Annotated in this window: 12 protein-coding genes and 4 pseudogenes; 4 read left to right on the forward strand and 12 right to left on the reverse strand. The window is 57.7% G+C overall.

The features are described from left to right. Together P3T21_RS36360 and P3T21_RS36365 are read right to left on the reverse strand one after the other, a co-directional pair. A pseudogene (locus P3T21_RS36360) lies at window positions 1–837 on the reverse strand (reverse transcriptase domain-containing protein); the annotation flags it as partial. A 73-nt stretch (window positions 838–910) separates the two neighbouring features. Further along, a pseudogene (locus P3T21_RS36365) lies at window positions 911–1,156 on the reverse strand (IS110 family transposase); the annotation flags it as partial. Between the two features lie 88 nt (window positions 1,157–1,244). Here P3T21_RS36365 and P3T21_RS36370 point away from each other — a divergent pair. Continuing rightward, window positions 1,245–1,643, forward strand: a pseudogene (locus P3T21_RS36370) (transposase); the annotation flags it as partial. 661 nt (window positions 1,644–2,304) lie between these two features. On the opposite strand, the gene P3T21_RS36375 reads toward P3T21_RS36370, so the two are convergent. The 5 genes from P3T21_RS36375 to P3T21_RS36395 all read right to left on the reverse strand — a co-directional run bounded on the left by P3T21_RS36375 (window position 2,305) and on the right by P3T21_RS36395 (window position 6,513). Next, window positions 2,305–3,939: a cation acetate symporter gene (locus P3T21_RS36375; RefSeq protein WP_429260706.1), complete on the reverse strand. Its 1,635-nt coding sequence runs from the start codon at window positions 3,937–3,939 to the stop codon at window positions 2,305–2,307. Further along, on the reverse strand, window positions 3,936–4,298 hold the full coding sequence (locus P3T21_RS36380; RefSeq protein WP_429260707.1) for a DUF485 domain-containing protein: 363 nt from the start codon (window positions 4,296–4,298) through the stop codon (window positions 3,936–3,938). Before P3T21_RS36380 ends, P3T21_RS36375 begins: the two co-directional genes overlap by 4 nt. A gap of 79 nt (window positions 4,299–4,377) precedes the next feature. Continuing rightward, entirely contained in the window at window positions 4,378–5,601 is a 1,224-nt protein-coding gene (locus tag P3T21_RS36385; protein WP_429260708.1) for an FAD binding domain-containing protein, read from the reverse strand. Between the two features lie 2 nt (window positions 5,602–5,603). Further along, on the reverse strand, window positions 5,604–6,089 hold the full coding sequence (locus P3T21_RS36390; protein WP_429260709.1) for a VOC family protein: 486 nt from the start codon (window positions 6,087–6,089) through the stop codon (window positions 5,604–5,606). A 151-nt stretch (window positions 6,090–6,240) separates the two neighbouring features. Then, window positions 6,241–6,513: a hypothetical protein gene (locus P3T21_RS36395; protein ID WP_429260710.1), complete on the reverse strand. Its 273-nt coding sequence runs from the start codon at window positions 6,511–6,513 to the stop codon at window positions 6,241–6,243. Here P3T21_RS36395 and P3T21_RS36400 point away from each other — a divergent pair. Next, window positions 6,497–6,925, forward strand: coding sequence for a hypothetical protein (locus P3T21_RS36400; RefSeq protein ID WP_429260711.1), 429 nt, complete (start codon window positions 6,497–6,499; stop codon window positions 6,923–6,925). The genes P3T21_RS36395 and P3T21_RS36400 overlap by 17 nt on opposite strands. A gap of 329 nt (window positions 6,926–7,254) precedes the next feature. Here the strand turns inward: P3T21_RS36400 and P3T21_RS36405 are convergent, their stop codons facing one another. After that, window positions 7,255–7,959 carry a TetR/AcrR family transcriptional regulator gene (locus P3T21_RS36405; RefSeq protein ID WP_429260712.1) on the reverse strand — a complete coding sequence of 235 codons (705 nt, stop codon included), beginning with the start codon at window positions 7,957–7,959 and terminating at the stop codon, window positions 7,255–7,257. Window positions 7,960–8,201: 242 nt separating this feature from the next. Here P3T21_RS36405 and P3T21_RS36410 point away from each other — a divergent pair, with 242 nt between their 5' ends. Then, a complete protein-coding gene (locus P3T21_RS36410) occupies window positions 8,202–8,936 on the forward strand; it encodes an IS6 family transposase (RefSeq protein ID WP_429260713.1) in 735 nt (244 codons plus the stop codon). A gap of 210 nt (window positions 8,937–9,146) precedes the next feature. Here the strand turns inward: P3T21_RS36410 and P3T21_RS36415 are convergent, their stop codons facing one another. The 4 genes and pseudogenes from P3T21_RS36415 to P3T21_RS36430 form a co-directional block, all read right to left on the reverse strand. Beyond that, on the reverse strand, window positions 9,147–10,391 hold the full coding sequence (locus P3T21_RS36415) for a YbfB/YjiJ family MFS transporter (protein ID WP_429260714.1): 1,245 nt from the start codon (window positions 10,389–10,391) through the stop codon (window positions 9,147–9,149). A 144-nt stretch (window positions 10,392–10,535) separates the two neighbouring features. After that, on the reverse strand, window positions 10,536–11,075 hold the full coding sequence (locus tag P3T21_RS36420) for a carboxymuconolactone decarboxylase family protein (RefSeq protein ID WP_429260715.1): 540 nt from the start codon (window positions 11,073–11,075) through the stop codon (window positions 10,536–10,538). 137 nt (window positions 11,076–11,212) lie between these two features. Continuing rightward, a pseudogene (locus P3T21_RS36425) lies at window positions 11,213–11,437 on the reverse strand (SDR family NAD(P)-dependent oxidoreductase); the annotation flags it as partial. A 320-nt stretch (window positions 11,438–11,757) separates the two neighbouring features. Then, a complete protein-coding gene (locus P3T21_RS36430) occupies window positions 11,758–12,720 on the reverse strand; it encodes a LysR family transcriptional regulator (protein WP_429260716.1) in 963 nt (320 codons plus the stop codon). A gap of 662 nt (window positions 12,721–13,382) precedes the next feature. Here P3T21_RS36430 and P3T21_RS36435 point away from each other — a divergent pair. Next, the gene (locus P3T21_RS36435) at window positions 13,383–13,703 is read left to right on the forward strand and encodes a response regulator (RefSeq protein ID WP_429260717.1); all 321 of its coding nucleotides are present in this window, start codon (window positions 13,383–13,385) and stop codon (window positions 13,701–13,703) included. The last annotated feature ends 106 nt before the right edge of the window (window positions 13,704–13,809 follow it).

Genomic DNA, 13,809 nt, shown 5'->3' on the forward strand with positions numbered 1-13,809 from the left:
ATCTCGGCCACTTTGGTTCCCACCAAAATATTTGGTGGGAACCAAATTACCTCCATTCACCGCTGCTCGGAGAACGGCCGCAGTGAGACGCTTACCCTCCTCACGTGTGCGGCATAACACCACGGCATCATCCGCGTAGCGCACCATGACCAGCCCTGCCTGACGCATTTCCACGTCAAGTTCGTGCAGGTAGAGGTTTGCCAACAAGGGGCTGACAACCGCCCCTTAAGGACTGCCGGAAGTCGGCGTCCAACGCGTCATGTCTTCCATGATGTCTTGCTTGAGAAAGTACTGGATCAGTTCCAAGACCCGGCCGTCCGCGATTCTCCCGGCCACTTTTGCGAGAAGGGGTAGATGCGGAATCGAGTCAAAATAGCTTTGCAGGTCGGCATCGACCACCCAGCAGTAGCCCGCTTTCACATGCCGGTCCACTTCGCGCAGCGCATCCTTGCAGCCCAGCCCCGGGCGGAAGCCGTAGCTTCGCGGCTCGAACTCGTGCTCAAAGATCGGCTCGATCACCAGCTTCAGGGCCGCTTGAACGACGCGGTCTTTTACAGCGGGTATACCGAGCGGGCGACGTCCTTTACCTTTCGGTATGTAGACGCGCCGCACCGGCTGCGGGCGATAGCTACCATCCTGCAATGCATGCGCCAGTTCAGTGAGGTATCGGTCCCGCGTTTGCGCGAATCGCTTCACGCTCATGCGGTCCACTCCAGCCGCCCCGGCGTTCTTCTCGACCTGAGCCCATCCCAGCGCGAGCGTGTCCAGTCGAAACACCTTGTCAATCAGACTATGCCACTTACCTCCTTTAACTCCGTTTTGTAGAGCAGCCAACATAGCGTCCGTCCAGATTGAAGCTGACGCGAATTTCCGCTGCACGCAGCTTCCCGGCGCATCTGCATCTCGTCTAGGGTGCGACAAACTGCGGTGGAATCAGGCGCACGTCGTGTCCGAGCGCGCGCAGTTTGCGGGCCCAGTAGTGCGCCGCGCTGCAGGCTTCCATTGCGACCAGGCAGGGCTTGAGATTGGCAAACCAGCTCAGAAGCCGGTTGCGCGCAATCGCCTTGCGTACCACGACACGTCCGGCGTCGTCGACCGCATGAACCTGCATGACGTTCTTCGCCAGATCGACGCCAACACGAGTAATCTTGTCCATGACTTCCCCCTTCCCGGAAGGTTGCGTAGCACCAGCCATCATGGCACCGACGGTGCCAGTCCGGTGACCGGGGAGGTCCTTACCAATTCGCGTGGCGATCTCCAGCCAGCGGCTGATCGCGCTCGATGAACGGGGCGTGACCTTCCGCTGGAAGGACTACCGCGCGACGGGGCGCACCCGCTACAAGACCATGACCCTGGGTGCCGATGAGTTCATGCGGCGCTTCCTGCTGCACGTGCTGCCCGGCGGCTTCCACCGCATCCGCCACTACGGCCTGCTCGCCAATCAGGTACGGCGGGAGAATCTGACGAGAATACGCGCGCTGCTGCACGCTCCGACAGTCATTAACGTCACCGATGACGCGTCGCCGGACACCATGCCGCCGACCTTCGTGTCCCGACACTGCGGTGCGTCGATGATCATCATCGACGTCCTCCAGCGCAGCGCACCGATCCGCGCGCCACCCGCACAGCGAGCCGCACCATGAGTACACATGTTCCGAGACGTTCAACGCGACCGTCGGTTCTCCGGCAACCGGACCCGATAGCGGACGCTTGCGTTCTTGACACGGACCGCGCGGTTTCGCCCTCTGCCTGGCGTCAGAAATGTGAACCGCACAGCTTCGCCAACGTGCATTCCGTCGACATCAACCCACTTCGCCTGACCTCTACTTCATCCCAACGTCGCGCGCGACCTCTCCAATCTCCATCGCGTCAAAGGTTCCGGCCGCTCCGGGACACTCCGCGGTTTCCTCCCTTGAGGTTTATACGACGCCTGCCCGCATGTGCCTGTGGCGCGCGCCCATGCCCGTGGTCGAGGGCAGGCATCCTACAAACCTAAACAGGAAGAGGCAGTCGCGAGGATTATCGACGTGACCGCAGCACCGCCCAGAGCAGACACCCAATAGAGGCGTTGACATGGACCCTCAAATCGTCGGTAGTACCCGGGCAGGGTGATGATTGCGGAATCACCCTAATCCCCATACGCACGCTCTTTTTCCTCTCTTGCTCGCGTCGCCAACGCTAGGCAGACTTTGCTGACCGGATGCGGTAGCTGACGGATGGGTCCGAGAATCCGACTTAGCGTCGGTGAAACGCAGCAGGCGCAATCCATCTAGCAGTATCCGATGCTAGGGCTACCGATCCGAGTTATTTATTCTTGACCATACCCAGCTCGCAGTCGACAAGCTGGTTATTGAATAACGTGCGTTCGTAGGCACCATGCGCCGACTTATCCGTGACAGAAAACACATAAATTCCTGCAAAGGCAACCAACATTGAAAAGAGTGCCGGGTATTCGTACGGATAGACTGCGTGCGCGTGCCCCAGAACTTGCACCCACACGGTGGGGCTGAGGATTGTGAGAATTACCGCAGCAACCAGACCGAGGGAACCGCCCAAAACCGCTCCGCGAGTTGTCAGCCCCCTCCAGTAAATCGAAAGCAGGAGGACCGGAAAATTGGAACTTGCAGCGATGGAAAACGTCAGGCTGACGATAAATGCGATGTTCTGCTTCTCGAACGCGATACCAAGAAGGATGGCGAGAATACCCAAGACCAGTGTCGTCATGCGCGAAACGCGCATCTCTTCTTTGTCGGCCGCTGTTCCCTTCCGGATGACGTTCGCATAGAGATCGTGCGACACCGCCGACGACCCAGCCAATGTCAGTCCAGCGACCACAGCAAGAATCGTAGAGAATGCAACTGCGCAAATGAAACCGAGGAAGACATTCCCGCCCACTGCATGCGCCAGATGGATAGCTACCATGTTGACGCCCCCGGTGATCGCACCCGACGCATTGTGATACTGAGGGTCAGTCGCAACGAGAGCGATCGTGCCGAAGCCGATGATGATGATTAGTGCATAGCCGATGCCGACGATTCCGGTCGCGTACAGGATGCTTTTGCGCGCTGCTTTTACGTCACCAACCGTGAAAAAACGCATGAGAATGTGCGGAAGACCAGCGGTGCCAAAAATCAAGGCGAGACCCAGCGATACTGCGGAAATTGGGTCGGAGACCAATCCACCGGGGCTCATGATAGCTCCGTGCTTTGGATGAGCAAGAATAGCCTGTGAGAAAAGGGCGTTCAGACTGAAGCCAAAGCGGCTGAGGACTATTACGGCCATGAACGCTGCACCGGCAAGCAACAGAACGGCTTTGATAATCTGGATCCACGTGGTCGCGAGCATGCCGCCAAAAAACACATAGATGACCATCAACACGCCCACGATCATTACCGCAGCGATGTAGTTGAAACCGAACAGCAGTTCGACCAACTTCCCGGCACCGACCATCTGGGACACGAGGTAAAGCAGCACAATCACAATGGAACTGGACGCTGCGAAGGCGCGTATCGGACGCTGTCTCAGTCGATAAGATACGACATCTGCCAGCGTGTAACGGCCCAAGTTACGTAGAGGCTCTGCAATCAGGAAGAGAATAATCGGCCAACTGGCGAGAAAGCCGATCGAGTAGATGAGACCGTCATAGCCGCTGGTGAATACGAGCGCAGAGATGCCAAGTAGCGATGCAGCAGACATGTAGTCGCCCGCAATCGCCCAGCCATTTTGGAAACCGGTAATCTTTCCGCCGGCAGCGTAGTGGTCAGAAACACTGTCATTTTTCCTCGCTGCCCATCTCGTGATGACGAGAGTCGAGGCCACGAATACAAAGAACATACCGATAGCAATCGGATTGTGGGCTTGTTTCAGGCTCGCGGGCGTGGCGGCGAGAGCCGGAAGCACATTGAGCATCAAAGTTGCGAATATGCTGAGCTGTTTCATTTCCGTCCCCCATGCTTAATTTCAATGATGGCCGAGTCGTACGCCGTGTTTGCACGGAAAACATACACGGCGACCAGAAAAAACGTGACGGCAAACATCCCAAAGCCAATCGGGATGCCCCATGTGGCCGGCAAGCCCTCCTTGATCGGTCGTCCGAGCAAGTCCGGTGAGAAGGCGAGTGTCAGAATGAAGGCGAAATAGACGATCAACATGAGCGCTGTTAGCGCCCATGAGAACGCGCGACGCTGACGGACAAGAGTCTGAAATCGCGGGTCGTCAAGAATCGGATTGACGACTACCACGCGGGATGTGCTCGCTTCTGATGCATCCCTGCTGTACGCCGGGGCGATATGTTCCACGGTGTCTCCTTTATGTATGCTGCTATTTTGAGTAGGCAGCAAACCGACTAATATCAGTCGGCCTGTGTGGTGATTGCGTTCAGAAATGTGGCGCGACGGCAGTCTCTCTCATGACCGCTTCAGGGGTTCTGAAGCGGTCTGCCATCTCCCGGTCGACCCCAGTTTTCAACTGGGCCTGCATGTAGACTCCAAGATGACGCGCGTGCTGGACGATTGCGTTTCCGAACTGAGTTCGGGCATCGCTATATTCGTTCAAGGCATCGGCGATGGTCGTGTTTCTGTTCAACGACTCGACCAGAGCCATTGCGTCTCCTGCAGCCTTGGTAACGCCCATGCCGCAGTGCGGCCTTGCGACAAAAGCAGCGTCACCAAGCAACGCAACTCGTCCAAACACCATTTGTGGAACTTCGAGGTCGAAGATTGGTTGGAACAGCGGCTGGGTTGCTTTCGTGACGACTTCGGCGAACTGTGGCGCCAGAAGCGAAACAGCTGCCCCTTCCATATCTTCAAGTACGTCAGGCCTGATTAGCGTCGGCGGAATACCTCCTGCCCAGCGCTTGCCTGTAGTGTCCGTCAACAGGTTGGGGAGAGCGACGTCCTCACTGGCGGCTCTGTACCAGACGAAGTTGTAACGACGTTCGCCCGGGTTCGTACTGTTGCCTTGTCCTGCGACTGGATAGCCGAGGATCTGCTCATGAGGAGGAAGGCAGAACGCAAACTTCTCAAAGAGTGCATCGCGGGTGTCCTGAGTGAGCGCGTTCTCGTCAACGAGGCCCCGCCATGCGACATATCCGGCGTATTGGAGGCGGACATCTGGCAGGACCCGGTCGCGAAGCGACGATTTGAAACCGTCAGCGGCGATGACGAGTTCGGCTCGATGCACAGTCCCATCACTGAGCGTGACGGATGCATGCTCGGCTTCGTTCTCTACCGATACGACCGTACCGCCCGAATGATAGTGTGCGTCAGGAAAGGCTGAGCGAAGCACGTGGTACATCTTCCCCCACGCGGTCAGGGTTTGCGGCAGGTCGCGTTCAGATATCACGCTGCCATCCTGCGCAAATGTTATTCGAGACTTCACTTGGACACCGATGGAGTCGTCGATTTCGACACCCGCCGCCGTGAGAGCTTCGAAAAGCTCCGGGTGAGTGACGATGCCGGCGCCGCGGCCGGCGAGCTCCTCTGGGACACGCTCAAATACATCAACCTGCCAGCCGCTGCGGCTAAGCAGATTTGCTGCAAAAAGGCCGCCCAGGGAGCCACCAACAACGATGGCCTTCGGACGTAAGCAATGAGTAGTCATCTTTAGTCCCCAACTTTTGATGCTTTTTCAGCTGCAGTCGCGTGCGGAACTTTCAGATGTGCTATTTCAGAAGCAGGGTAGTTCAGTTCAATGGTGACGCCTGACGGATCCTCCATGAACACCTGATGCAATCCGAGACTCGGTACGGTCCGGTCACGCCATTCGATTCCTTCCGCCCCCAGCGTCTCCCACATGTCTGCGACGCCTGTTGCGAGAAAGGCAATGTGGTCAACCGTGCCAGTTCCAGTAGAGGGAACTTCCTTGTCGCCGAGGTAGGCCAGGAGACCTGCTGGATTGTCAGGATCAATGCCAATTATATGAACGGTTCCGAAGTCACTTTCGTCTCCGCCCCTGTACAGCCACGCACCAGGGAAATCGAACGGCGGACGGTATCCCTGTTTGAATCCAAGAATGCGTTCATAGAACTCACAGCTCTTCTGCAAATCGTTCGTGCGAATGGAGTAATGCGCGAGTTTCGAGATAGGCATGAAGGCCTCCGGTAATTTATCGATCGATTACTAATCGTTCGATAAATTGTAGGTCAACCCGCCGGTGTGGCCAAGACGAATCAGCTTGGGGCTTTCCCCTATGAAACCGCAGGGATTGTTGCAAATCTGAGTGGTAATGGCGCGCTCTATGCTACGCGGACCGGCTATCCGCGGCATAAAGAGAGGCGAATTCAGCGCGTTGGTCGGCGCACAATTTATCCGGATGCCCGTCTATCTCCCCCAATGCGGCATTTCCCAACCCGAGGAATGCCGCCAGCTCTGCTCCCTTCTTCAAGATTGCGGCAAGCTTGATCACTTCGATGGTCCTTGCATCATCGAGATGATTGATCCGGTACTGAACCGGGTCTACTTGGGCCGCCAAAGCCCGCTCATCGATGAACTTCTCGATGGTGAATACGTTCATGTTTGCGCCGAGTCCGCGCGTCGCCGATGTACGCAACGGCATCGTCGGCGAGAACTTTTTTCATCACGTCGACGTTAAGCACTGCGTAAAGTTGGAGGTCTTGCGGTCATTTTGGCTACCTGAAAAAGAAACGATTGCCTGTGCCCACCACATGGCTGAGATAGTTCAGGTCGAGTCTTCAGAATTCGCCCAGCGCGAGGCCGACGGGAGCCGTCTTCTCGCAGGCGTAAGTCGGATAGTCGCTGCAGCCGGCAGCATCACCTCCATATCAACCAAACGCACTTGCGGTAGTGAGTGCTTGATTGTGTTCGACGCGCTCAACAAGGTCAGGATTCGCGATAAATCCATGCGCATACGCAACCAGTTGGGCTGTCCTATCGGCAACTGGCGTTTCGCCCTGTTCAAGCGTTAAGCCACCGTTGACCATCGGCGTACCGTCGAAGGCTTCCCTGTGTGCACCGTTTGCAATCTGACCGTCCGCCGCCGATGCCGTACTTGCGAATCTTCCGGCGCCTCACGTTGGACGACCCAGGCGGGGCTGCTGGCCAGACAGGTTGACCCCGTTTCCGCGTTTTTTAATAGGCGATCAACAAGGTATGACGACTTCGGTGGGGAGAACAGTGGATCTCAGTCAGCTGAACACGGGGTAGAAGTACCTCGCGTGTGGCCGATCGGACGAACCGAGAAAACGTCTAGGCGAGCCGCGTAATGGAGACTCGAAGTAAGGCGGCGAGCGAAAGTCTATGAAATAGCGCGGGCTTTGGATGCCCCTTTTACCTTCCCGGAGGACCTGATAATACCTTTAAGCGCTGCCGGCACGCCGTTGAGGAACGCGTCAATTTGATGTTCGATGTGCGTATCGAGATCGTCCGTGACAGGCAATCCGTAGATCCACTTTCGAACGCCGATGTAGAAAATACTGGCATGCAGGCTCCAGATCAGCTCGAGTTCCCGCGACCGCTCGCTTGCATTGGCGGGAGCCGGCAAGCCATTGGCCTCACGGACTTCCGCCATTACAGGAATGAACACACGTTCTTTCAGACGGGCAAGGTACTTCGAATTAATGCCCTCGCGGGTCAACCCGGCGAAAATAAAGATGCGGATCCATTCGCGCCGGAGAATGACACGTGAATACGACTGGTAGAACCGGACCATGCGGTCCTGAATCGGGATAGACCGGTCCTTGATCAGCTTCTCCCAGCTTCCATCCCAACGATAGACTTCGTCATATACTCGATCAATGAGAGCCTCCTTGTTCGGGAAATACCGATAAAGCAGAGGCTGCGTTACGCCGAGTTGGCGAGCGAGTTCGCGCGTGCTCCCAGAAAAACCGTGCGTCGCAAAGTGATCAATTGCCTTTTGCACAATCATGCGTTCGCGAACTTCCGGGGCAAGCCTCCGGGTTCCCGACTCGCGCGCCTCGGGAAGCGCCAAATCGTCCGCCATCTCATTTTTCCTTGGCATGCTCACTCAGTCGCACAATATATTAGCGTGCATCATACAAAGATTGCCCGCGCCTGACTAGCGGCCCCTATTCTCCATGATCCGCGTGCGACGGGGGAGGGTTGGCCTTTGGTATTACGTGGTACTTCCTTCGCGTTTAGAGACCGGGAACAAAATTCTGCAAGGAAAGGAAGCTGTTATATGGGCGCTGTCAGGTTGATTTATCGGTGGCGTAAGATGGCGCGATGAAGAAAACGAAATCGCTCTATCACGGTCACCGTTTCCCAGCCAGCGTCATCAGTTGCGCAGTGCGCTGGTATTTTCGCTTTCAGTTGAGCTTGCGCGACATCGAAGAGTTGCTTTTCGAGCGCGGCGTGATCGTGACTTATGAGACGATCCGGTGCTGGTGCGACAAATTCGGTGCGGGCTTGGCTCGCCGGGTGAAGGCCGCGCGGCGCAAACCGGGTAGCACGTGGCATCTCGATGAGATGTTTGTGACTTTGCGTGGGGAACCGTACCTGCTCTGGCGTGCTGTTGACGAGCACGGCACCGAACTCGATATCCTGCTGCAAAAGCGGCGCGACAAGGCAGCCGCCAAACGCTTCTTCAGGCGTGTGCTGCGCTCAAACCTAGTACCGCGCAAGATCGTCACCGACCAGCTGCGCAGCTATCCGGCAGCAAAGGCTGACATTCCGGAGCTGGTCAGCGTGAAGCACGTGTTCGTCAAAGCGGCCGCCCGGCTGAACAACCGGGCGGAGAACAGCCACCAACCGACCCGGGAACGCGAGCGCCGCATGCGCGGCTTTCGCGACCCGAAACGCACACAACAATTTCTCTCCTGTTTCGGACCGATACGGCAACACTTCGCGCTCAAGCGGCATCTGCTGCGCGCGTCACTGTATCGCAAACAGCTTGCAGCAAGGTTCGTTGCCTGGTGCGAATTCACCGAACAGGCCCAAAATCCGTCGACTGGCTTCTGAACGAAAGTCACACCTGCCGGCGTTTCGTCTCACTCTCGGCAAGTTGACAACGCCAAAGAGGTGCGTCGAAGCGTGCCTTGGCGCGCGGACCATGCATCGCTGTCGCGCGTCATTGCGCGACGTTTTTCAAGTAATCAAGGAACTCACCATGAAACGCACTACGTTACTCAATCGCTCACTCTTCGCTGCGTGCGCCTCCAATCCGTTCGCTCATCGCGCCACACCGCCCGCCTGACTCGACGCGCGCGAAGACGAAGAGGCGACAACGTCCACCACCAGTCCCACGACGATTGCCACGGCACCGATGACGAACAACACGCGGTGATTGCCGCCGCTGCTGTTGAAAATCGCCGAATAGGCGTAGCCGGCCAAGGCCTGGAAGGCGGCGAAGACCGTGGTCGCGCGGCTCCAGACGACGTTCTGCTGGGTCGCGTTGCCGGGAATCGTCTCGCGAACGCGTGCAAGCACGAGCGGAACGATCCCGGGCGGGAAGGTGCCGATGACGATGGTCACAAGACCGATCAGGACGTGGTTGCTCGACGCCGCAAGAATAGCGACCGCAATCGCCTGCACCAGCAGCAACGCTCGAAGCGCAGTGCGGGAACCGAGGCGGTCGGCGAAGAATCCGTAGACCAGGGGCCCGAATATGGCGCCCAAGCCATACAGAATCCAGAACAGCGATCCGAGATGCGCACCCGCTCCCAGTCCACGCGCGATGAAGTCCACGAGAAAGACCATCGCCGGAACGAGACCGATGGCCATCAGCGCGTACTCGGCATAGAGGATCTTGACGGTCGCGCTCGCGCCTCGGTCCATTTCAACCGCGGCCATGTGCTCCGTTGCCTTGTGGTCCGCGCTCCCGGACGCGGGCCAGCCGAACCAGCTCGCGGCCGTCAGCACCGCAGACAACACTGCAAGACCAATCCAGGTTTCGCGCAACCCGAGTTCGAGCAGCAGCGGGACGATCGTTCCCGAGCCTGCAATCCCGAGGCCGAGGCCAAGAAACACGGCGCCGCCGGCGATTCCCTTGCTATTGGCGGGCACGTGCGGCAGGACGGTCGCCGCGACCAGCACCATGATCGCGCCGCCGGCGACGCCGGAGACCAGGCGCCAAGCGAAGAACCAGGCCACCGAAACCGGGAACGCACAGGCGACGAACGCGAGCGTCACGAGGACCATCATCAAGCGCAGCGTGTGCGTATTCGAAATGCGGCTGGCGATGGGGCGGCCGAGCAGCGCGCCGACGAGATAGCCAGCGAGGTTTGCCGCGCCCAGATAGACGACGTCGGATGCGGCAAACCAGTGCGCCTGAATCAGCGATGGGAGCAGCGGGGTGTATGCAAATCGTGCCAGCCCAATGCTGACGAGGCTCGCGCATAAACCGGCGAAGATGTGCCGCCACATCTGGGAGCGGCTCGCCGCGAGCGGCGCGTGGAGGACTGGGTTACTCGACATGGTAAAAGCTCCCGCAGGGGGCTGCAGCTGACGCAGCGGATTGAAGGTACAGAAAAGGCGGAGACCGTCCGCCTTTATCTTTGGCTGGGTGAGGCGGACAGCACGCGCATCGCGTGACGTGCACGTCCCACCCGGCGGCTACGATCAGGCAGCCAGCTGGGGCGCAGCCGGGAAGTCCACCGGCACGCGTGTCGTTGCATGCAGATAGTTGGTCACAGTCTTGTCGCCGATGACGACAATCGCGTCGACCAGATTGGCCTTGGTCCAGCCTGCGGCGAAGAAGGCCTCGACCAACGCCTGGTCCGCGTGGCCTCGGTTGACCGCGATGTTTTTGACGAGCCGGGCCAGTGCGTCGAGCTTCGCGTCGAAGCTCGCCTCGCCACTGCGAATCTCGAGGATCTGCTCGTCCGTGAAACCGCTCATCTTGCCGATGATCGTGTGCGCAGCCAAGCAGTATTCGCAGCCGTTCACCTGGCTCACGACCAGGTTGACGACTTCGCGGGCCTTGCCGGTGATGGTGCTCTTCGCGTTCTGGAAGGCGAGGTAGCTGGCGAGCGCATTCTCGGAATGGGCGAGCGTCGCGTAGAGATTAGGCACGGTGCCGAGGCTGCTCTTGAGCTTGTCGAAGATGGCCTGGTTGGCCGGGGACACTTCGTCGCGGGTCGGGACGTTGATGGTGGTCATGCTGGCTCTCCTGGGTGAAAAAGTAAAAAACTGAAGCGATGAAACAGCGCGGCGTGTCATTGCGCCGTGTAACCGCCGTCGACGGCGATGGATTGCCCGGTGAGGTAGCGCGGCGCCTTGTCGCTGGCGAGGAACACGATGGTCTGTTCGACGACGCTGCGGACTTCCGCTTCGACACGCACGTCAGCGCGCACGAATTCAGCCTCGGCACCGAGCGCGCGCAGTTCGGCGGCGAGAGTCTGGCCTGCCTCTTCGCGACGGCCGCTGACGACGAGGCGGTTGCCTTCGCGGGCGAAGGCAATAGCGGTGGCGCGGCCGATTCCGGTCAGTGCGCCTGTGATGAGAACGACGGGCTGGTTCATGGCACTGCTCCTTGGCTTTGAAACGCGTTTGCAATGACCGAACCTTGACTGAGTCCAAATGGTTGATAGGGGGGGTATGCTCATATCACTCAGTCCCATCAGGAATATGTGGAGCGCAAATTGGACAAGCTGCAGGCCATGAGAATCTTCGTGCGGGTCGGAAACTGCGCACCTTTTTCATGAAAACCAATGGCGCTATAACTATGAGGCTTATGATAGAAATTCGCGCTCAGCTTGGCCCAACCCCTCAATGCGAGGGGACGCCCTTCTGCGCGTCGGGGCGCACCCGCAACATGGACACGGAAGGCCATCCGGCTGGTTCATGGGTGGATCGCGGCCTCAGACGAGGATGCCATCGAACGGTCGTAGTATTGTCGTTGTGAAGCTTCCTTCAGTCGGCCAAACCCAAGCGATTCTTCGACGAATTTGATAAAGGCACGCGTTTTGGCGCTCACCATACGACCTGCCGGGATGACTGCAAACAGTTCGCTGGGCGGTAGTCGCCAGTCCGTGAGAACTGTCTTGACAAGGCCGCTCTTCAGCTCCGGCGAGAACATCCATTCTGGTGATATCGCAATCCCGGCTCCAGACAGTACCGCTTCCCGGATACCTTCGGTTGCATTCACAGAAAGGCGTCCTGAAAGCGAAAGCGACAACTCTGTGTCATTTCGCTGGAACGTCCACACGCGGCCGCCGCTGCGTCGGCTATAAGTGATAAATTGATGTGAAGCAAGATCAGTGGGCGTCGTTGGCGTGCCGAAACTTTTGAAGTAGGAAGGTGTGCCTAAAATAATTTGCCGAGCCTCGCCAATTTTGCGTGCCGTCAAGTTGGAAATATCGAGCGTTCCAATGCGTAATGCGACGTCAACGCCTTCCTCAATCAGATCGACGTTGCGATCGTCAAGTACGATATCAAGGGATATGCACGGATGTTTATCGAGAAACTGGCCGATCAACGGCATGATATGGATTCTTGCGAACGTCACGTCTGCGCTTACGCGTATCCGCCCGAAGAGCTCCGTACTCGCTCTACGGGCAACGTACTCGGCTTGCTCGACTTCCAGCATGATACGTTTCGCGCGTTCGTAGAATGCCGATCCTGAATCGGTCGGAGTAAGTCCGCGTGTCGAGCGCAGCAGAAGCCGAACGGCGAGACGCGCCTCGAGTGTGGCAATCGCTTTTGATACGGTTGGTTGTCCGACACCGAGCGATTTGGCAGCAGTCGAGAAGGAGCCAGTCTCAACGACTCTTACAAAGGCTCCCAACACTGTCATCTGGTCCACTATCCCTTCTCCTTTTCAAGAGGCAAATGGCATGGCGTGACTCCAAAGGCGCAGGATCCAAACTGGGATCATCGTGCTACCTTCTTTCGTGCTCGTCGTGGCGCTCACTGGATACAGATTTGGCTAAGGTCGATAGTCCGTCGATACACATTCTTGTTTAGCCAGGGGACGAACGTGTACTCGTTGTACGCGTTGCTACCGATATAAATCCAGTTATGCAGAACGTTTAACATGTCTGCCTCTCAAAAAAAATCCCACATGGAATCAAGATAGACTGACGACCCAAAGAAAACCATTCTACGAACGGTCGCGGCAGTCGTCCGTGGGCATAGCGCGCTTATACGTCTGGATAGTTCGATGCGTTCGGGAAGGGGGGCGTGGGAGCCGTCACCGTAAGCCAGTCGTGTGCAGTCTGCGCGAGCGAGACAGGTCAATTCGAACGATGCTGACCGAAGGGAATCAGAAAAGAGTCTAACCGGTCCGGCCTGTGGGGAGACTTGCCTCCAGAGTTTGATCGGTGGCACACCTTATAAAGGCGTCCGGCCGATAACAATAGGGTGTCCCCGCGTATACATGTGTATAGTCTTTGCGGCACGAACCCGTGCGCACTCACATCGAAGCGATAACACGATTTTTCTATAAAAGAAGATGGTTATGCAGGTGTGCGTATCTATCATCTATCGCATCGGGGGCATACAAATAGCTCTTGTGGGCAGTCGGCCGAAGAATTTCTGACGTCCGGGAAGGTGGCCGACACCGCTTGTCTTATTTCCGACATTTGCATGCCGGGCGCGTCAGGCATAGATATGTATGAACACCTGCTTGCGCAAGGCTACGCCCCGCCCGCGATTTTCGTCAGCGCGTATCCCACGCCATCGCTACAGGCCAGAGTGGCAAGCAACGGTGCATTGCTGCTACTGGAAAAGCCGTACCGTGCCGCCGTGATGACGCAGTGGTTGTCAATCGGGCTCGGTAAACCGTAGAAAGAGATTGCCGGGCGGCAAGCGCGCAAATATGCCGTTCGCGAGCGACGCTGCGCGATGCCCCGCGACTGCGGCTGGCACGAGCCAGGCGGTATGGGGTATGAGG

The sequence above is a fragment of the Paraburkholderia sp. GAS334 genome, from assembly GCF_050436625.1.
Lineage (GTDB): Bacteria > Pseudomonadota > Gammaproteobacteria > Burkholderiales > Burkholderiaceae > Paraburkholderia.